General features: G+C 46.3%; 12 protein-coding genes and 4 tRNA genes. 6 read left to right on the top strand and 10 right to left on the bottom strand.

Annotated elements, in window-relative coordinates; translation table 11 throughout:
* Positions 1-145: 145 nt before the first annotated feature.
* The 4 genes from SSED_RS21680 to creD all read right to left on the bottom strand — a co-directional run bounded on the left by SSED_RS21680 (position 146) and on the right by creD (position 4,757).
* A complete protein-coding gene (locus tag SSED_RS21680) occupies positions 146-1,504 on the bottom strand; it encodes a sodium-dependent transporter (protein ID WP_012144489.1) in 1,359 nt (452 codons plus the stop codon).
* 339 nt (positions 1,505-1,843) lie between these two features.
* Positions 1,844-2,323, bottom strand: coding sequence for an Lrp/AsnC family transcriptional regulator (locus SSED_RS21675; protein WP_012144488.1), 480 nt, complete (start codon positions 2,321-2,323; stop codon positions 1,844-1,846).
* Positions 2,324-2,424: 101 nt separating this feature from the next.
* Entirely contained in the window at positions 2,425-3,240 is an 816-nt protein-coding gene (locus SSED_RS21670) for a phosphatase PAP2 family protein (protein WP_223295933.1), read from the bottom strand.
* Between the two features lie 164 nt (positions 3,241-3,404).
* Positions 3,405-4,757 (bottom strand): cell envelope integrity protein CreD, encoded by a 1,353-nt coding sequence (creD, locus tag SSED_RS21665; protein ID WP_012144486.1) that lies wholly within the window; start codon positions 4,755-4,757, stop codon positions 3,405-3,407.
* Positions 4,758-4,962: 205 nt separating this feature from the next.
* Between creD and SSED_RS21660 the strand changes: the two genes are divergently transcribed.
* Positions 4,963-5,802, top strand: coding sequence for a DUF417 family protein (locus tag SSED_RS21660; RefSeq protein ID WP_012144485.1), 840 nt, complete (start codon positions 4,963-4,965; stop codon positions 5,800-5,802).
* Between the two features lie 65 nt (positions 5,803-5,867).
* Here SSED_RS21660 and ubiK read toward each other — a convergent pair whose 3' ends face one another.
* From ubiK to SSED_RS21640, 4 genes are all read right to left on the bottom strand, one after another.
* A complete protein-coding gene (ubiK, locus tag SSED_RS21655) occupies positions 5,868-6,128 on the bottom strand; it encodes a ubiquinone biosynthesis accessory factor UbiK (protein ID WP_012144484.1) in 261 nt (86 codons plus the stop codon).
* Between the two features lie 152 nt (positions 6,129-6,280).
* On the bottom strand, positions 6,281-9,364 hold the full coding sequence (locus tag SSED_RS21650) for a multidrug efflux RND transporter permease subunit (RefSeq protein WP_012144483.1): 3,084 nt from the start codon (positions 9,362-9,364) through the stop codon (positions 6,281-6,283).
* 12 nt (positions 9,365-9,376) lie between these two features.
* The gene (locus SSED_RS21645) at positions 9,377-10,495 is read right to left on the bottom strand and encodes an efflux RND transporter periplasmic adaptor subunit (protein WP_012144482.1); all 1,119 of its coding nucleotides are present in this window, start codon (positions 10,493-10,495) and stop codon (positions 9,377-9,379) included.
* Positions 10,492-11,088 carry a TetR/AcrR family transcriptional regulator gene (locus SSED_RS21640; RefSeq protein WP_041421850.1) on the bottom strand — a complete coding sequence of 199 codons (597 nt, stop codon included), beginning with the start codon at positions 11,086-11,088 and terminating at the stop codon, positions 10,492-10,494. The genes SSED_RS21645 and SSED_RS21640 overlap by 4 nt, the downstream gene beginning before the upstream one ends.
* A 266-nt stretch (positions 11,089-11,354) precedes the next feature.
* Between SSED_RS21640 and rep the strand changes: the two genes are divergently transcribed.
* The gene (gene rep, locus SSED_RS21635) at positions 11,355-13,367 is read left to right on the top strand and encodes a DNA helicase Rep (RefSeq protein WP_012144480.1); all 2,013 of its coding nucleotides are present in this window, start codon (positions 11,355-11,357) and stop codon (positions 13,365-13,367) included.
* Between the two features lie 76 nt (positions 13,368-13,443).
* On the opposite strand, the gene SSED_RS21630 is transcribed toward rep, so the two are convergent.
* Positions 13,444-16,071 carry a sensor domain-containing phosphodiesterase gene (locus SSED_RS21630; RefSeq protein ID WP_012144479.1) on the bottom strand — a complete coding sequence of 876 codons (2,628 nt, stop codon included), beginning with the start codon at positions 16,069-16,071 and terminating at the stop codon, positions 13,444-13,446.
* Positions 16,072-16,319: 248 nt separating this feature from the next.
* Between SSED_RS21630 and SSED_RS21625 the strand changes: the two genes are divergently transcribed.
* The 4 genes from SSED_RS21625 (at position 16,320) to SSED_RS21610 (ending at position 16,768) form a co-directional block, all read left to right on the top strand.
* Positions 16,320-16,396 (top strand) — tRNA-Arg (locus tag SSED_RS21625).
* A gap of 45 nt (positions 16,397-16,441) precedes the next feature.
* Positions 16,442-16,517: transfer RNA gene (locus SSED_RS21620), tRNA-His, on the top strand.
* Positions 16,518-16,565: 48 nt separating this feature from the next.
* Positions 16,566-16,642, top strand: a tRNA-Pro gene (locus SSED_RS21615).
* Between the two features lie 49 nt (positions 16,643-16,691).
* A tRNA-Pro gene (locus tag SSED_RS21610) sits at positions 16,692-16,768 on the top strand.
* 993 nt (positions 16,769-17,761) lie between these two features.
* Here the strand turns inward: SSED_RS21610 and SSED_RS21595 are convergent.
* Positions 17,762-19,684, bottom strand: a complete 1,923-nt coding sequence (locus tag SSED_RS21595; RefSeq protein ID WP_012144478.1) for a bifunctional diguanylate cyclase/phosphodiesterase — start codon at positions 19,682-19,684, stop codon at positions 17,762-17,764.
* Positions 19,685-19,690 lie beyond the last annotated feature (6 nt).

The raw sequence follows: 19,690 nt of genomic DNA, 5'->3' as shown, positions 1-19,690 counted from the left end.
CAGCTGAGGTTGATCTCTCTCACATCTCCATTAGTTGCCACCATCTGTTTGCTGAATTTCCCCTCTTTGAGCTGTAACTGCCTGAAGTGAACAATGATGCCACTGAGCCTGTTTAGGCCCGGTGGCTTTTGGGGAACCGATGGCTCTACTTATTAAACAGCTGCACGATAATGAGCGTAATAAGCAGTGGACAGATAAATTTCACATAAACGGGCCAGACACGCCAGAACAGACTTTTGCTATCGACGCCATCCTGAGCCAGGATCTCTTTAAGCAGGCCATTTCTCTGCCATACCCAGCCCAGATAGATGGCGATACCTAAGGCGATGAGTGGCTGGGCGCGCTCGGTGGTTAAGGTGATCATAAAGCCAAACAGATGCTCGAAGTTCATCACCACGGTAAGGGACAGGACAATAATCAGTGCGCCAACCAGATAAGTGGCCTTGTTACGCCCCATATCCCTTTTCTCCATCAGGTAGCTGGTGGGCACTTCGACAATCGAAATTGCAGATGTAAGGCCTGCTATGGTCATTAACATGAAGAAGATAAAGGCCAGCAGGTATTGTAAGTTACCCCCTAAGGTGTCAAACAGTGCGGGCAGTACTGTAAACACTAAGGTGTCTGAGTTTAATAGGCTGCCATCTTCACCGAAGATCTGCACCCCATTGTGTTGAGCCACATACATAGCCGGGATAATCATTAATGCGGCTAAGAAGGCCACACTGGTATCGGTAAGGGTTACATAGGCCGTTAGCTTACCCAAGTGTTCATTCTTATTTAAATAAGCGCCGTAGACCATCATGGCACCCGTACCTATGGTCAGGGAGAAGAAGGTTTGCCCCAGAGCGCCGACGAGAACATCTGGATCCCAGACTCGGGAAAAATCCGGTATCAATAGTACTTTAAGCCCTGTCATCGCACCGGGTAGAGTCAAGATATAGCCCGCCCCTAATACCAATATCATCAGAAGCAGTGGCATTAAGCGTTTGGACCAGCGTTCGATCCCCTGCTGTACTCCCTGGCGTATCACGTAGATAACCATCAAGATGAAGATGGTTGTGAAGAGCAGATTACGTGACAGGGAGAAATCCATTAACCAATCAGATGCCGCCGTAAAACCAAAGATTTCTGCTACAGGTGCCAGGGCAAAGCTGACAAACCAACCCGACAATATGGTGTAGAAGGTACAGATCAAGGTTGCGGTGACAATTGAGGTGAAACCGATCACTTTACCGATTTTCTTACTTAGCGTGTTGTTGCCAAGTTTAGCCATCGCATCGGCAGGGTTAGTCTGACCGTGACGTCCAATCATCAGCTCGGCAACCAGCATTGGATAACCTAAGATTAGGATCAGTATCAGGTATACAAGCAGGAAAGCACCACCACCATGGGTTGCGGCTTGAGTGGGGAAGCCCCAAATATTACCGACGCCAACGGCTGAACCTGCCGCTGCCATAATAAAGCCCAATCGTGAGCTAAAGTGATTTGAATTTGTGCTGGCCATGCCTGCCTCTTTCTGTTTTCAAGAGGGCGCATGATAGAGGTTTATTATTATTGGTCAATGGTGCTTTATGTCGCAAATGTGTTGCATTTTAACTATCTGAATCACCACCAATGCTTTCTGTGATTTTATATTTTAATCTTGGGTCGTTTGGCGATATAAATTTGCGTTGGATGCTTTTGTGGTCGTCACTGACGCAAGAAAGTTGCGTTTGAATTAATTGACTATTTTGAGCCCAATCTCACTAATAATGCCAGGCGGGAGTGAAGTCACGTCTGTATTTTGAGCAATAATGCCAATCGGTATAACCTATGTGGGGAGCTGAGTTCGTGGGTATTAAACTCAGGACTGGGGGAGCGGTATGCTGGTTTGGTTTTTCACCTGTTTGAGCACAAAGCTTGAATGGACTCCGGCAATGTGCGGATCTGTGGTGAGTTTATCCAACAGGAAAACCTTAAACTGACTCATGTCTTCAACCAGCACCTTAAGTTGGTAATCTGCATCACTACCCGTAAGCAGGCAGCACTCGAGTACTTCATCGTAACCACAAACCCGGGTTTCAAATGATTCCAGTACCTCGTGTGAATGCTTATCCAGTCTCACCTGAACATAGGCGGTTAAAGACAGATTGAAATGCTCGGCCGAGAGTAGTGTGGCGTAACCCGCAATGAAACCAGACTCCTCCAGCGCCTTGACACGTCTGGAGCATGGAGAGGGGGATAAACCTATTTTTACAGCCAGCTCTTGATTAGAGAGTTTTCCATGACTCTGGAGCAGCTTTAAAATAGCGAAATCTATCTGATCGAGTTGTAACTCTGCCATGTTATCGGGTCTCGTAAAAGTTCGAGGTTAACTATTGAAGGGGATAGCATAGCCTTATCTGCTCTTGTTAGCATTAATTTCGCCTGTTCATTCCGTTATGATCAAGGTTTGAGCGTGAGCTGCTTCAACCGTAACTTAGCGCTCAGATCTGTATAGAGCTTAGCGCCATAGGGAAAGGTTTTATGGATGAAGAATAGGCTGAATAGGCTTATCACTCCGCCGAGCACTGTCGATGCCAGTACATCTTGAGACCAATGCATACCTAATAACATGCGACTGAACCCCATGGTGATGCTCCAGATGAACAGTATCGTCGGCAGCACCAGATTTCCTGCTAACAGAAGGTAGTAACTGGCTATCATGGTGAGAGTGATAGCGAAGAGCGTGTGGCCCGAGGGAAAGGCAAAACCTACCTCATTCTTCCAATGTTGTTTGACCAGAGGGGAGAGGACCATGTCTGTTTCGGCGTGCTCGAGTCGTTCGAGTGAGGCTGTCATCTGTGCCTTACGCTCTGCCTTTGAGAGAGTGTAGAAGTTTTCTGTGTTGAGCAGGTATTGCTGCTCAAGCCAAACCGCATTGGGGCGAGCCTCGTTGAAAAAAGGCTTGAGGTAGTGATTGAGTCCCAGTGTGGTGCACATACCCAAAGAGATGGTGAGAAACAGGCTGATGAACTCGGCTCTACCGAGACGCTGGTAACTAAGCAATAAGATAAGGAGTACCGTTGCGACGCCATAGGGAGCCGTGCCCGATGAGGTTAACCAAAACAACCCCTCTGCCGATAGTGAATTCAGTGGCAATAGCGGAAATAGAGCGGTATCAGATATCAACAATATTGCTGGTATGATGGTTAAAATGGTCCAACCCATCATCATGGGACCAAGTGGAAAACGCGATTTCAGTAAAGGTAATAGTTTCAAGAATAGGGTCTCATACCGACGGTGAAGGACACTTTGCCAAATAGTTTTTCAGGCTAACGCGCAACAAGAACATTGCCAAGCGAATAGCCCGATAAATCGACCATTTAGGATAATTGAGGGCAAGGGATTAACACTGAATTAGCACTGATGTAAAACTTCGCGCATCATATTTCACAGTGCAGATTCTTATGCCGGGTAATGAACATCAGAACCAAGAGGGCTATAAGCAGCAAGCCCGTTCCCATCAGCAATGCGAAATCTTCAAGTCTTAAAATTGAGTAAAGTACGGCGTACAGACAAACCAACATGGCCGCGATTATCCCTCCCTTTTTCATGCTGGCAGTCGCGCTGGCGACATAAGACGATACAGATAACACCGGGATACTCGCTGCTAGCATATAGGCTTGAGCGAAGACTAAATGTTCAGATAACGAGAGTAACAGCAGGTAAAACAGAGTGACTGCGCAGCCGACCAGCAGGTATTGAACCAGGCTAAGCGAGCTTTGTTGGCCAAGCTCAAAGATTAAAAGCATGATGAAGGTTAATGCAATAAATAACATGCCATATTTGACCGAACGCTCCACTTTGCCATAGTGGGTGACGGGTTCGAATAACGCCGTGCTGGCTTCGACCTCGGTAAGGTTAATTTCAAGTTGTTTAGTGAACACTTGTGGGTAGTTACGGGTCAAGTGGCTAATCTGCCAATTAGCCTTAAACCCAGAGTCTGTGATCTCTCTAGTCGTTGGTAAGAGCCCGTTAAAGCTGGGATGTGGCCAATCGCTTGAGATGCTGATGTTGGTTTGCTCACCTAAGGGCAGCGCACTAATGGCCTGTGATCCCCTAAATTGTATTGCAAAGTCGACATTAAATTGAGTCTGTTTAAGATTCAATTCTATGGGCAGATGGAAGCCGCGCTCCAGTCCTGGTTGTTGGGATAATCCGGTTCCCGGCATGATGTCGCCCACGGTATTTATATTTGATGACGTCGTTTTCGGACTGGTCACTTCAAATGATTCAATTTTCTCAATCGCCTGATTGGCTGATATGCCGAATACCAGCCGGGCATTCTCAGCTTCCAGAGAGATAAGGTTAGGGATATTTATCTCAGGAATGGAGAATTTAGCCTTGCCACTGACCATGGCACTGTAAACTAAGGATTGGTATATTCCTCTGGAGCGAAAGTCGTGGGTCAGATCCATATCCAGATCCAGATCCTTTGGCAAAATAACCAACTCATCTTGGAAACTGCTCTTAAACTTTACTGTTTTTCCTTCGTCATCGCTCTTCTCCTGAACAACCTCATAGCGATAGGGTAAGACAAGCGCCGGCCCTGCTATCATCTGTTGTTCTCCCCATGAACGGCCAATTTCATTAACGACGTCGTGATAGAGGTATTCTCTGTCCGAGGTCATGTTCATAACAAGCCCAAGCGGAATGGAGGAGAGCAGTGACATTCCCACAAGAACGATGATCTTATGGGTTAGGTTAGTGGTAGCCGTAGTGAAGAAATTGAGCATGATAGATCCCTCAGTGGTGATGAGAGTATTGAAACAGAATTTACCTGACCTATGAGGGCAAGCCAGTGATCAATAGTGGCGAGAAAAGGGCAATGAGATGGAGTATCGGAACATATTTGCAGACTGAGTCTGTTGTATATTATTAATCGATGAAATAGCAATTTGGTTTTCCGGGTCTATTGGTGCATCTGATTTGGAGACTTATATGTGCAAGATTAAATCAATACGTGCTTTAGCCATTGCGCGAGTGCTATTGGGAGTATTTTTACTGACAACAGCAATGAATCGCTTTACTGCAGTCGATGCGAGCTATTTTACTAAACAACTGGTGGCTGTGGGCTTGCCTGAGCTGGCCTGGTTATCAGCTGTGCTAGGTGTCATGCAGTTAACTGTGGTTGCCGCATTAATCTTTCCTGCGCATAAGCTGAGCCAGTATATGCTCTATCTCTATTCACTATTGGCTTTGGTACCTATCTTGATGCTATTCACTCACCCGGTGTGGATAGAGAGCTTAGGCGGCTTTCCTGCCATAGGTGCGGGGCAGGGACTGATTAAGTATCTGACCATCGCAGGTGTGAGTGCATATATCGCCTCAGACTACGGCGTAGATCGGCAGCTGAACCGACTTTCACTTAAGTTGATATGGGCGGGGGTGATATTAGTGATGCTATGGATAGGAGGAATGAAATTCACTCAGGTAGAAGCCGATGGTATTGAGCGTTTGATGGCGACGAGCCCATTTTTCAGCTGGATATATGAGTTGTTTAGTGTGCTTCATGGTTCATATTTTATCGGTGTGATTGAGTTGGTTGCGGTATTCGGACTTATTATCGGCTGTAAATACGTGTGGGCGAGGGCATTGGGATTATCGGTTGCCGCATTAACCTTCCTGGCGACACAAAGCTTTATTATTAGCTTACCCGCTTATGAGTTGAGTCATGGTTTGCCACTATTAACGGGAAGTGGTCAGTTTATCGTGAAAGATCTTGTCTTGCTGGCGGGATGCCTTTTATTTTATGCATCGAAAAAGAAAACGGTCGAATAGAGCCTTCTACACAATAAAAAAGAGCGCGAAAGCGCTCTTCATTTGTATTATGTTTAACCTGAAGCTTATTCGCTCTCACTCTCGTTGAGTCTCTTCTCCAGTGCTTCTACCTGTGCCTGAAGGGCTTCAAGTTTCTCACGTGTCTTTAGCAGTACATGTTGTTGTACTTCAAACTCTTCGTGAGAGACAACATCCAACTTCATCAATTGATTTTGAAGGATCTGCTTACTTTTTTCTTCAAACTCGCCAGCGAATTGCTTCAGTCCGCTAGGCAGGTTTTCGCTCAGTTGCTTAGCAACTTCTTCGATTTTCTTTGGATTGATCATGATCTACTTCCGCTGTGGGCTATCGCCTTTGATTCTTAGCTAAGATTGTACCTGAGGCAAGGTTTATTGGAAAACAAAAGCTGTGTAAATAAAAAAGGCCCTAACTATGAAGATAGTTAGGGCCTAGTGCTTAAGCTATGAGTGAGTTATCACTAACTCGCTGCGATATGTCCCTCTTCATCGAACACCGGAAGTGGTTCATGCTTCTCTGCCAGGTAGGTATAGATCACCGGCAGTACAAACAGGGTGAACAGGGTACCGATAGCCAGACCTGAAACAATAACGAGGCCGATATTGAAACGTGCAATGGCACCTGCACCTACCGCGAATAACAGTGGAATCAAGCCGGCAATCATCGCCGCCGTTGTCATCAGAATTGGACGCAAACGTATAGTGGCTGCCAGTTTAATCGCCTCCATCTTACTCAGGCCATTATGCAGCTGCTCCTCTTTGGCGACTTCACACATCAAGATACCGTGTTTGGTAATTAAGCCCACCAAGGTGATGAGACCGACCTGGGTATAGATGTTCATCGATGACAGACCAAAGATGTGAGTCCAGCCCAACGCGATGAGTGCACCGCTGATGGCCAGCGGCACCGATACCAGGATTACCAAGGGATCTCTGGCACTCTCGAATTGACTCGCCAGAACCAGGAAGATGATGGCAAGTGCCAGACCGAAGGTAGCAAACAGAGCCGAGCCTTCTGTGACATATTGGCGTGCTTCACCTAAGAAGTCATAGTTGTAGCCTTTAGGGAGATCGTTATCACCGATATTCTTAAGGAAGTCGATGGCATCGCCGATAGCTACCCCAGGTGTGGCCACTCCGCCCACTGTCAGTGCATTCATCTGATTGAAGTGAGGCAGAGAGCGTGGCTCAGCTACCATCTCAATATCGACCAGGCTCGATAGTGGTATAGAGTTACCGTCGGCAGCCTTAACATAGAAACCATCGAGCGCCTCGGGATTGGCACGATACTGACGCTCAACTTGAGGGATCACCTCATAAGAGCGACCGTCTAAGTTGATGCGATTGACGTAACCATCGCTCATCATAGTCGTTAAGGTAACACCTATGTCTTGCATCGTGATGCCATAGGTCCCCGCTAGATCGCGCTTGATATGGATCTTCATGGTACCTGAGTCAAACTTAAGGTTAATCTCCGAGTAGACAAATAGCGGACTCTGTTGCACTTTCTCCAGCACGCTGCTTCCTATCTGGAACAGGCTCTCAAAAGAGTTAGATGTCGTGATAACAAACTGAATCGGCAGACCACCCGATGCACCTGGAAGTTCAGGCATCTGGAATGTGGTGACCGCCATTCCCGGCACTTGCTTCACCTCTTCGCCCAGCATTTTCTGCATCTCTTTCTGGCTCTTATCTCGCTCACTCCATGGCACTAAGGGGGCGATACCGAAGGCTTGATTCGAGTTAGGGATCCCGACGAAGGCCAGTGAAGCCGCCGACTCAGGATGTGACTTAATCATATCGGTGACTAACGCCATGTTCGATTGGATATAGTCTAAGTTAGCCGTAGAGGGGGCGGTGCCCATCATCATAACGACACTCTTATCTTCGTTCGGTGCCAGTTCTGATGGAATAAAGCTGAACATCACAGGCAGAGAGGCGAAAACGATAATGGCGAAGGCGATAACGACGGGTCTACGCTCCATTACCGCATTCAGCATCCCCTGATAGCGTTTCGTCATGCCTTCGAGGAAGTTCTCGACGGCAAACTCAAAACGGTTGGGTGCCGAATGAGGCTTCAGGATCTTCGAGCACATCATAGGTGACAGGGTCAGGGCCACAATTCCCGATATAAATACCGCACCGGCTAAGGTTAAGGCGAACTCCTTAAACAGAGAGCCTGTGATACCGCCCATCAATGCAATTGGCGCGTACACGGCCGCCAGCGTAATGGTCATAGATATAACGGGAACCGCTATCTCGCGAGTACCGATAATAGCGGCTCTAAATGGCGACTCGCCTAACTTGATATGTCGGTCGACATTTTCTACTACCACGATGGCATCATCGACCACCAAGCCGATGGCCAGTACCATGGCTAGCAGTGTCATCAGGTTCAGCGTAAAGCCAAATATCATCATTATGATGGCAACACCGATCAAGGAGAGCGGAATGGTGACAATAGGGATAATGACCGCGCGAAATGAGCCCAAGAACAGGGTGATCACTATGATAACGATCAACGCAGCTTCACCTATGGTCTTAATGACCTCTTGAATCGATTCATCGATGGCAAGAGAGGAGTCATATAGGATACGGGTCTTCATTGAGACAGGTAAGTTACGTTCGATATCGGGCATGAGAGCGCGAGCATCTGCGGCGACAACTAATGGGTTTGCCGTTGGAGTCACATCCAGTGCAACAACTACAGCCTCCTGACCATCGGCAAGGGCGCGGTAGACATCGTGACTCTTCTCTAAGCTCACGTCGGCAATATCACCAAGACGAACGACAAGCCCCTCTTTACTGCCAATGACCAGTTTTTTCAACTCATCTACGGTAGCAACTTGAGTATCTGCGGTGCCGTTAAACAGGGTAAAAACCCCATTAGCCTGACCCACTGCAGATTGATAGTTATTCGCCTGTAAAACCTGCATGACCTCAGATGATGAGAGGCCGAAGGCTCCCATTCGAGCCGGGTCTAACCAGATCCTCATGGCGTATTTAATACCGCCGTAGAGGTTAACCTTAGCGACACCGTCGATCGTGAAGAGTTGAGGTTTTACCACCCGCTCCAGGTAATCGGTGATCTGACTCGAGTTAATCTCATCGCTATAGAAGGAGATATAGAGTACAGAGGTTTGTGAACCAGTCGACATATCAACGGTTGAGTCTTCGGCTTCCTTAGGTAGCTGAGACCGCACCGAATTTACCTTGGCAAGAATGTCAGCCAGGGCGCCATTGGGGTCGGTATTAAGCTTCATGTAGACGGTGATTTTTGAGCTTCCCAGGAAGCTATCTGACGTCATGAAGTCGACGTTATCGGCCTGAGCCAACGCTTGCTCAAGTGGCTGGGTGATGAAGCCCTGGATCAGGTTCGCATCGGCACCATAGTAGCTGGTGGATACTGTGACCACTGTGTTGGTCATCTCAGGGTATTCACGTACCTGCATTTTGCTCAGGGAGTAAAAACCCAAGAGTAACAGCATGAAGCTTATCGAGGCGGCGAGTACCGGCCTGCGAATAAATATATCAGTAAAGCGCATTGCCAGCTCCTGTTATAGTTGTGGCATAGTGGCTGGAGGAGTTAATGCTTTATCCTCGGTCACTTTGACTTTGCTGTTGTTACTTAATCGAATTTGCCCTGAGGTCACTATCTGATCGTTGGCTTTCAGTTCACCTGTGACTAAGGCGTTATTTCCGTTACGCTCAAGCACTTCCACATTTATCTGTTTAACACGTTTTACGGTTTCTCCATCTTCAGAAACTTCGTTAAGGATGTAGATAGAGTTGCCGTAGAGAGTGAAGTTAATGGCGGTTTGAGGCAGTACAAACTGATTGGTCATCTCTGGCAGTAGCACTTCCACTCTTGCAAACATACCGCTACGCAGCTTTGCATCGATATTTGGAATGGTTGCCTGAATTTGAATTAGACCACTCTGATAGAAAACGGCAGGTTCAATGGCTGATATTTTTCCTTCAAATGGCTGCTCTGGATAGGCATCGACGAAGACGTGGATGGTCTGTCCGGTTGAGATCCGTGGTAGCTGGGTTTGTGGCACGGTAAAACGTATCTTCATGGTGCTGATATCTTCGAGACGAACGATATCGGTACCAGCCTGCAGATACTCACCCAAGTTAACGCTGCGAATTCCGACTAAACCATCGAAAGGTGCATCGATCTCCCTGCGATCTATGGTGGCCGTTAAGCTTTCGATATCGGCTTTCAGGGCCAGATATTTTGATTCACTATTATCTAAGTCTTGCTTAGATACCGACTTTTGCTTGTAGAGGCGTGTGAGTCGTTTGAAATCGGCTTCGGCGGCAGGTAATTGAACCATCTTGCCCTTCAAGTTGGCTTTTTCGACCTTGGAGTCGAGCACAATCAGGCTGTGGCCCTTACTTATGGTGCTACCATTCTCAAAGTTTATCTCAGAGACGACACCCGACAGTTCATTGGCAATCGTGACACCTTGGTTTGGTTCTACAAAACCGATTGCATCTATGGTGGGCTGCCAGCTCTCAGTGATCAGTGTCATGGTGGTCACTGGTGATTCAGGCTCAGGCATATTGGCAATGGCATCGGCAATTTTACCTTTAACCATGATGTTAAAACCTATTACCGAGCCAAAGGCCAGTAATGCGATGATCAGCATAATCAGGGTCCATTTCTTCATCTGCCTGATTGCTCCTTTTGAGTAGTGTTTGATGGTGTAAGTATGGATTGCCAGCAAAGGTTGCAGACAAATTCTAGTTCAGTTTTATCGTATTGCATCTGGCCGCGACGGATGCTTCTTCCTAGCGCGATAGCCGGTTCTAAAGAGGTGGCAAACAGGGTTTTATCTTGCAAGTTATGAAATACCCCGGCATCTCTTCCCTCTGTGAAAATGTGGTGTAGCCCTTCAAAGGTGCTTCTTTCGAAAGCTTGATGCGGGCCGGTGTCTATGCCAGGAAGGTGGATATATTGCTCATAACTTAGGTTCGCATGCGTTCTTTGGCGTCCAAAATCGACAATGTTGAACCAGACACGTTTGAACCTCTGTTCGAGCGTACCCTCTTCACAATTTTCGAGAATATGGCTCGCCACTACACGTAACACATCTTTGCGGAGCTCAGAGATCAGCTCCTCCTTATCTGTGAAATAGCGGTAAATCGTACCTGCAGCAACACCAGCTTCCTGAGCTATCTGCTGCATCGAGAGACCTTGTAGCCCTTTGGTGGCAATGATCTTCTCGGTGGCTTTAAATATAAGTTCGCGTTTGTTATCCATAGTACCTTTCATAGGAGTGGATGCTCTGAATGAACGTTCATTCACTATTCTATGTCACTGACACAAATATCGCAATTATCGATTCAGGCTGACGGATGAAAAGTTGAGAGACGGACGGGTCAAACTTAACTCAGTGTAGTAGACACTTAGCGATTTAATTAGTTTTCACGACGTTTGTTTTGGATAAAAACAGAAGGCCCTGACTAATTTCTGGTATGATTCTCGGTTCCCAAAATATTTCTTAGTTTGTTGGTAAAAGTTAAAAGATGAAGCTAAACCCCGGACAAAATGATGCGGTGCACTATGTTACCGGCCCTTGCTTAGTGCTGGCTGGTGCTGGCAGTGGTAAAACCAGGGTGATCATTAATAAGATCGCCTATTTAGTGCAAAAGTGTGGTTATCAGGCCCGGACGATAGCGGCGGTGACTTTTACCAATAAAGCGGCACGAGAGATGAAAGAGCGTGTCGCTCAGTCTATGGGGCGTAAAGAGGCCCGAGGTTTATGGATATCCACATTCCATACACTTGGTTTGGAGATCATCAAACGTGAACATAAGGTTGTTGGCTTAAAACCTGGGTTTTCTCTATTCGATGATCAAGACTCTCTTGCGCTGCTAAAAGAGCTCACCGAAGATGAGTTCGATGGTGATAAAGACCTGCTCAAGATGCTGATGACGGCGATCTCTAACTGGAAAGGGGATCTGGTTGTTCCCGATCAGGCACTGAAGATTGCCAAAGATGAGCAATCACAGCTTTTTGCCGGCCTATACCAACGTTATGCTAAACATATGAAGGCGTATAACGCGCTGGATTTTGATGATCTTATTCTGCTACCCACCTTATTGTTAAGACACAATCAAGAGGTGAGGGAACGCTGGCAGAAGCGTATTCAATACATGCTTGTGGATGAGTATCAAGATACCAATACCAGTCAGTATGAACTCGTTAAGTTGTTAGTTGGAACGCGTGCCAGATTTACCGTGGTAGGAGATGATGATCAATCTATCTACTCCTGGCGTGGCGCTAAGCCGCAAAACCTGGTCTTGTTGGGTACAGACTTCCCCAAGCTTAAGTTGATAAAACTCGAGCAAAACTATCGCTCGAGCCAGTGTATTTTAAGAGCCGCCAACATACTTATCGCTAACAACCCCCATGTCTACGATAAGGCGCTGTTTAGTGAGCTTGCCTACGGTGAGCCATTGAGAGTATTGATCGCAGCGAATGAGGAGCAGGAGGCGGAGCGTGTTATCGCAGAGATGGTCCGTCATAAATTTGTTGGCAGGACTCAATACGGCGATTACGCCATTCTCTACCGTGGAAACCATCAATCGCGTTTGCTTGAGCGAGCATTGATGACCAACCGGATCCCCTACAAACTCAGTGGCGGGACCTCATTCTTCGGCAGGGCTGAAATTAAAGATATCATGGCCTATCTCAGGTTGGTGGTGAATCCGGATGATGATAATGCGTTTCTACGTGTGGTTAATCTGCCTAAGCGGGGGATTGGCCCATCGACACTTGAGCGTTTAGGGAACTATGCTAACGAGCGTCATATCTCTATGTTTGAAGCTATCTTCGAAGCCGAGTTAAACCATCATCTACCTCCGGCCGCGATGGCGTCCTTGTATAAGTTTGGTCAGTTCGTTATCGACACAGGTGAAAAAGCGACGCGCGGTGATCCGGTGGATGCGGTTAAGCACCTAATTCGTAATATCAATTACGAAGATTACCTCTATGAGACCAGCACAAGTGCCAAAGCTGCTGAGATGCGAATGAAGAACATCTCCGAGTTATACCGCTGGGTCACTGAGATGCTTGAGGGTGATGAGTTGGATGAAGGGATGACTTTGCCTGAAGTCGTCACGCGTTTAACGCTCAGGGATATGATGGAGCGTAATAGTGAAGATGAGAGCGGTGATCAGGTTCAGCTGATGACGCTGCATGCCTCTAAAGGGCTGGAGTTCCCCTACGTGTTTATGGTCGGCACCGAAGAGCGGATCCTGCCTCACCAGAGCAGTATCGATGAAGACAATGTGGAAGAGGAGCGTCGCCTCGCCTACGTGGGGATCACCCGAGCTCAGAAAGAACTCTGGTTTGTTCTGTGCCGTGAGCGTCGCCAGTTTGGTGAAACTATGCGCTGTGAACCGAGCCGTTTCTTGATGGAGCTGCCGCAAGATGACCTTGTTTGGGAAAACCGTAAGCAACCTCAGAGCGAACAACAGCGTCAGCAAGTTGGTAAATCTAATATTGCCAACTTAAGAGATATGTTTAAAAAGTAGCAGGGTTAATTGATACCTATTGTACCGTCATTGCGGTGCTGTAGGTATCTAGCTGGTCTGCGCATAAGGCATAACGCTAAGCGCAAAACAGATCCGATATTGTCGTCAGCCGTAACACTTTCCCCAGTGCCTGCCCTTGTCCCAGAGTGAAACCTATCTCCTGCAGAGCCTCACTTTGTTGTGTTGTACCAATTCCATCGACAAAGACCGTAAGCTCTAATGCTTGAGCCGTCAGGAAGTGAGCCTTTAATAACTTTATATGCTGTTTGCTTTCAAGCTGATTGGCATAGCTGGGATCGAGCTTAAGGCCTTGTAGCGGCAGGAAGGTGAGGCTGCTTAAGGCGCTGTGAGCGCTTCCATAGGCCATGAGGCCAAGATTAACATTCAGACTTGTCAATATTTCAAAGGCATTGATATGGTTATCGGTATCGAGAATAAAGCCTTGTTCATCGAAGAATAACCATAGCTGCTCAGCCTTGAAGCGGCTCTGCTTGAGCGCATTTTTGAGTTGTCTCACCGCATGTTTATGCTTCAGGTGTTTTCCGGATATATTGATATGCAGGGGTAACAGACTGAGTGAGTGTTTTTGCAGTGCCTGGTAATCGCTATTTAGCCTCTGAAGCAGGTAGATATCGAGTTCGGTTGTGAGCCCGCAATGTTCGGCAATATTATTCAGATGAGCCTGTTTGATTTTCCCAAGTCTTGGGTGGTTCCAATAGAGTCGTGGCTCCAATGCCATCGTAGTCTCTGATCTAAGGTTTTGAATCGGCAGGTAACTCAGAAGCAGCTCATGATTAGAGAGTGCATTTTGTAATTCAAGCTCCAGTTTTACATCTTGGTTGAGCAGTTTGTGAGACTTGTCATCGTATATGACATAGCAACCCTTACCATTCGTTTTGGCCTGATACATGGCCGCGTCGGCGTCTCGCAACAGGGACTCGCTGGTATCCGACTTATGATTATGACTAAAAGCGATACCAATACTTGCTCCGGAAATAAAATGTTGATTGGCGAGTTTGTAGGGGCGTGATAGTTCGGTTAGCACACGCTCTGCCACCTCTTCGGCATCGTCGGTTCCATTGATGCTGTCGAGTAGGATTACAAACTCATCTCCGCCAATCCTGCCAAGAGTATCATTGTCGCGTATACAGAGTTTTAGTCGTGATGAGGTTTCCATCAGGAAGCGATCGCCTTCGAGATGACCCAGAGTATCGTTTATCAGCTTGAACCTGTCTAAATCGATAAATAGCAGGGCGAATCGGTCTAGTCCATGTCTTCGAATGTGTTTTACGGCTTGAGAGAGTCGCTCCATAAACATTGCGCGATTAGGGAGGCCTGTTAGCGTATCGTGATTAGCATCGTGTACTAATTGCAGCTCTATTTTCCGCCTCTGAGCGATCTCATTCTCTAAGTCTTGATTTAGTATGGCGAGCGCTTGCGTTCTCTCGACGACTTTTTCTTCTAACTGTTCGTAGCTGTTTTTCAATGTTTCAGCAGATAATTTTTGTTCGATTGCCGTTGCGATATGCTGAGAGACAAAGGTTAATAGTTCCAGGTCTTTTTCTTGATAACTCTGAGAAATGCTTATGCTGTAGATGGTCAACGCCCCTCGAACCTGGCCATGAATAAACAGAGGGATCCCAATCCATTGATAAATATCTTTTGTGCAGTTGAGCTCCGGGGTTTTGGAATAGATCTCACCAGAGTCGATGAGAGCCTCTAGTTCACTGTTGTGCAGCAGTAGAGGTTTTCTGGTTTTAATCACATATTCTGTAAGCCCATCACATACCTTTCGGCTGTCGGGTAAACAAGAGCTGGCTTGGCTGACGTAAAATGGAAAATTAATATGAGAAAGCTGCTTATCGAGCAGTGCAATATAGCAATTGTTAGCGGGTATAAGGTGGCTGATGACTCTGTGAAGCTCAGAATAAAACACTTTACTATCAATATTTGAGGTTGCCAGATCTGCAATTTCAAATAACGACTGTTGCAGTCGTTCGGCGCGACGCCTTTCAAAAACCTCCTGCTTGAGTTTTTCGTAAGCGACGCTGAGTTCTTTGGTTCGTTGAACTATCGCTTGTTCGAGTTGCTCTTGGTGTTGCAGACGTTCCATGACACCAGATATCTGATGACTGACGAAGTTCATCAGCTCAATATCCATTTCGGTGAAATTGATATTAGACGAGTAACTTTGTACGACTAAGACACCGGCAACCGAGTTGTTGACCTTAATGGGAACGCCGAGCCAATGATGGCTGGGAGCTCCGCGGCTGACTATCTGTTTGCTCTCTATCAGTTCATTGAATTTTGACTCATCACAGAGCAGATATTCCCCAGTTCTTAGAACATAACCGGTAATTCCGCTGACTAAGGTCTCTGATAGTGCCTCTTTAGGATAGGACTCGTATGGATGAGTATCTTTTTCATCCAGGAAGAAGGGAATTTCAAGGATATTGGTGTCTGTGTTGAGTAAGGCGACAAAGAAATTATCTGCATGAAGCAGGAGATTAAGGGAACGGTGGATCTCTGAGTAGAACTCTTCGGGTGAATTGACTTGAGCCGCAAGATTTGAGATCTCAAGCAGCATATTTTGAGTCACTTCAGCTCTTTTGTATTTAAGAGCTAATGTCTTTAGGCGCGCAATCCTTTTTTGCATGCGCCCAACTTCGTATTGCGAATATTGAGTCGATTCTTCCCTAAACATGTTTTCCGCCAATCGCTATTTTGTTTTTTTAGAAGCAGGATTTGGACTAACGAGTATTGATAGCATAAAAAAGCAGCAGCGCCAAGTCATAAATTTGACGCGATGTGCTATTTTTTTGACCGTAACCGATAAAAACTCTCGAAAATAGGTGAAATTGAGTTAAAACTTGAGCAAACAGAAAAAAAAAGCATTAAAGGTGTGGACGTAGGGGGGAATAATCCATAATATATGCGGCGCTAACAAGGCAGGCACCCATAGCTCAGCTGGATAGAGCGCACCCCTCCGGAGGGTGAGGCCGAGGGTTCGAATCCTTCTGGGTGCACCAGATTGATTAGGACGTCATGTTAGTAAGGTAAGTTGAAAATCAGTGGTGATTGTAGCTCAGTTGGTAGAGCCCCGGATTGTGATTCCGGTTGTCGTGGGTTCGAGCCCCATCAGTCACCCCATTTCATTTGCTTATCTTTAAAAGTAAAAAGTTTTAAAAGTAAAAAGCTCGGTGATTAGCGCAGCCCGGTAGCGCATCTGGTTTGGGACCAGAGGGTCAGAGGTTCGAATCCTCTATCACCGACCACATTTAAAATAGTGAGATATTATCTCGTTATTAGTAAGACAAGAGATTACGGTGATTAGCGCAGCCCGGTAGCGCATCTGGTTTGGGACCAGAGGGTCAGAGGTTCGAATCCTCTATCACCGACCACTTTCGAAAAGCCTCTTGAAAAATCAAGAGGCTTTTTTCGTTTCCGGCTTTGAGGATTTAGTGAAAAGGGTCAGAGGTTCGAATCCTCCCTCTTTATCAAAGCAGGCCGACCACTTTTCGAAAAGCCTCTTGAGAAATCAAGAGGCTTTTTTCGTTTTATCTCATAAAAACAGCTGACTACCTTAAAAAGTGCAGCCCAGTAGCGCATCCTGATTTGAAGCAAGAGCGGACCAGAGGGTCAGAGGTTCGAATCCTCCCTCTTTATATATGCAGGCCGACCACTTTTCGAAAAGCCTCTTGAAAAATCAAGAGGCTTTTTTCGTTTCCGGCTTTGAGGATTTAGTGAAAAGGGTCAGAGGTTCGAATCCTCCCTCTTTATCAAAGCAGGCCGACCACTTTTCGAAAAGCCTCTTGAGAAATCAGAAGGCTTTTTTCGTTTTATTTTATAAAAACAGTCAACTATTCTTTAAAAAATTTACGGACTCTTAATGAAGTAAAAGTGCGCAGCCCGGTAGCGCATCCTGATTTGAAGCAAAAGCGGACCAGAGGGTCAGAGGGTCAGAGGTTCGAATCCTTCCTCTTTATCAAAGCTGGCCGACCAATTTTATGAGAAAGCCCTTCGAGAAATCGAAAGGCTTTTTCCGTTTTTGGCTGTGGGGATTAGTGAAAAAGGGTCAGAGGTTCGAATCCTCCCTTTTTATCAAAGCTGGCCGACCTCTTTCGAAGAGCCTTCAGAGAAACCGAAAGGCTTTTTTCGTTTCCGGGTTTGAATATACAGGGAGCAAATCACGCAAGTTTCGATAAGTTCGTCATTCCGTAAAGTGAGGGACGAACTTATACGGAATCTAGGCACTTTAGTTTAGTTTGATCCCGGATATCTCGTTCCTCACCCCCTTGATTCTGAGATAATGGGATATACAGGCCGGCCAGGTACGAAAAAGGCCTCAGAGTTCATCTGAGGCCTTTTATTACTGTATCTTGTAGATATTACATTTAATCTTCAACATCCACTGGTGGGGATATGTAGCCCATGTAAGCATTGGTTTTCAATGGGATGAAGCGATCTAACTGAGCTATCTCCTCAATGCCGGTTACTATGATCTTAATATCCAGACCCCTTGCGACATTGATCAATGCACGACATAGTTCGCTACTGTGTTCACTCTCATCATAATAGGCAAATGATTGATCTAGTTTCACATAACTTGGTCTCAGCGTTTGCAGGTAAGACATGGAGCCAAACTGACGGCCGAAGTGATCGATACCGAAGTGAGCTCCATTATCACGAATAATCGTGCAAAGTGCCTGACAGGAATCAGGATCGCTATACACGCCGGCTTCAGGTATATCGAAACAGATGCGTTCAGATAACACTGTTGAGCGTAAGAATTGGTTTAGCCATTCATGGAATTTAGGATCGCTCAAACTTTGGAATGTTAAGTTAATTGCGATGGGCTCAAGACTCTTATCGAGGAGGCGATCCTCATGTACTTTCTCGATGAGACACTTATCCAGCAAAGAGCCAAGTGATAACAGTTCGACATAAGGCATAAACTGCCCTGCATGGACCATCTTTTCACCGAGTTCAAGCTGACAGTACAACTCTCTTTGCATGATATTGTCACTATCATTGTGCTGTACGGGCTGCCACTTAAATTTAAATCGACGGCCATTGATCGCTGAGCTCAAGTGTTCACGCCATTGTTCACGGGTGAAAAGTTGTTTCTCGGTATTTTCAAACCAATGAAAAACTTTATCCTCTTTTATGGCTTTTTGAAGGGCATTATCCGATTGTGCCAAGATGTCAGACACCGTCATTTGACCTATGCGCTCCGCAACACCTATGGCAAAGTTTTCATTGGGCTTGCAGCCTGCTTTAGACATCTCTTGGTTAATTGTGCGGATCAGAGTCTGAAGATATTTGCTGGTTTGCTCATGTTCTGAGCTGGTAATTAAGAACGCAAATTCATAAGCAGCAATTCTTGCTACAACAGAAGTCGCGACCTCATCTAAGTGCTCCTTCAGCTTCTGAGAAAGTAATTTAATCGTTTCATCTCGAACCTGATAGCCATATTTGCTATGCACCTCCTCTAACCAATCCAACTTCGCCATGACCAGAGCACCACTTTTTGGCTCATTAAGCCAACTGCTTAAATGTCCCATCATATATTGGCGGTTTGGAAGGCCTGAGACTTGATCGACTAAGTTCTTCTTACGTAGCTCTCCCACCTCTTCATCGAGAGAGTTAAAGATTAATTTGAGTTGATCTGACATGCTGTTAAAGGCGAGTACGACGGACTTTAACTCCGTGGTTTTAGGTACAGGCATGTCCGGGCCAAATTTTCGTTGTGAGATCTCTCGAGCGTGCTCCGCGATGGTATGTAAAGGTTTGAGGATCCAAGTTAGCCCTACTCGAGCGAATACAATTGCAATTAAAAAGAGCAGTGAAAATACGATAATCGCATTGCTCATCGTGCGCCACAGTTCGTGATAGCCAAACCCCGGGTGAGCGGTTATCTCAAGTCGAGCCAGCTGGATCCAGCCGGAGGTGATGGTACTCTCCTTCTTGATTTTCTTGAATAGATCCAGGTCGATAAACCATTGTGGGACGCCTTCAATCTTAACTGAGTTTTCCCAAACCTGTTGTTTGCCGTCGACTAACCATGTCAATTTTACCTGCTGGTAATATCCACCTTCAAAAATAACATTGATCAGTGTTTCCGCACCGACAATATCGCCAGCTTCAAGATCGGGTACTAACATGATCCCAAGAGAGTTGCTGGTGTTGTTAAGATCTGACTCCATCTGCTTCGTAAGAAAGCTTTGAGTCTCAGTGAACTGCACATAGCCTAGACTCGCCACCACCAGTAGAAACAGGCCAAACAGTAGTGAGTATATCTGTCGAAACAGTGTCATCTTTCT

The sequence above is a fragment of the Shewanella sediminis HAW-EB3 genome, from assembly GCF_000018025.1.
GTDB lineage: Bacteria > Pseudomonadota > Gammaproteobacteria > Enterobacterales > Shewanellaceae > Shewanella > Shewanella sediminis.
The sequence above is the reverse complement of the archived record's forward strand: the minus strand, read 5'-3'. Positions and strand labels throughout refer to the sequence as shown.

Coding starts and splice junctions, on each gene's coding strand:
- SSED_RS21680 (WP_012144489.1), bottom strand. CDS start 1,504: ATGGCCAGCACAAATTCAAATCACTTTAGCTCACGATTGGGCTTTATT.
- SSED_RS21675 (WP_012144488.1), bottom strand. CDS start 2,323: ATGGCAGAGTTACAACTCGATCAGATAGATTTCGCTATTTTAAAGCTG.
- creD (WP_012144486.1), bottom strand. CDS start 4,757: ATGCTCAATTTCTTCACTACGGCTACCACTAACCTAACCCATAAGATC.
- SSED_RS21660 (WP_012144485.1), top strand. CDS start 4,963: ATGTGCAAGATTAAATCAATACGTGCTTTAGCCATTGCGCGAGTGCTA.
- ubiK (WP_012144484.1), bottom strand. CDS start 6,128: ATGATCAATCCAAAGAAAATCGAAGAAGTTGCTAAGCAACTGAGCGAA.
- SSED_RS21650 (WP_012144483.1), bottom strand. CDS start 9,364: ATGCGCTTTACTGATATATTTATTCGCAGGCCGGTACTCGCCGCCTCG.
- SSED_RS21645 (WP_012144482.1), bottom strand. CDS start 10,495: ATGAAGAAATGGACCCTGATTATGCTGATCATCGCATTACTGGCCTTT.
- SSED_RS21640 (WP_041421850.1), bottom strand. CDS start 11,088: ATGGATAACAAACGCGAACTTATATTTAAAGCCACCGAGAAGATCATT.
- rep (WP_012144480.1), top strand. CDS start 11,355: ATGAAGCTAAACCCCGGACAAAATGATGCGGTGCACTATGTTACCGGC.
- SSED_RS21630 (WP_012144479.1), bottom strand. CDS start 16,071: ATGTTTAGGGAAGAATCGACTCAATATTCGCAATACGAAGTTGGGCGC.
- SSED_RS21595 (WP_012144478.1), bottom strand. CDS start 19,684: ATGACACTGTTTCGACAGATATACTCACTACTGTTTGGCCTGTTTCTA.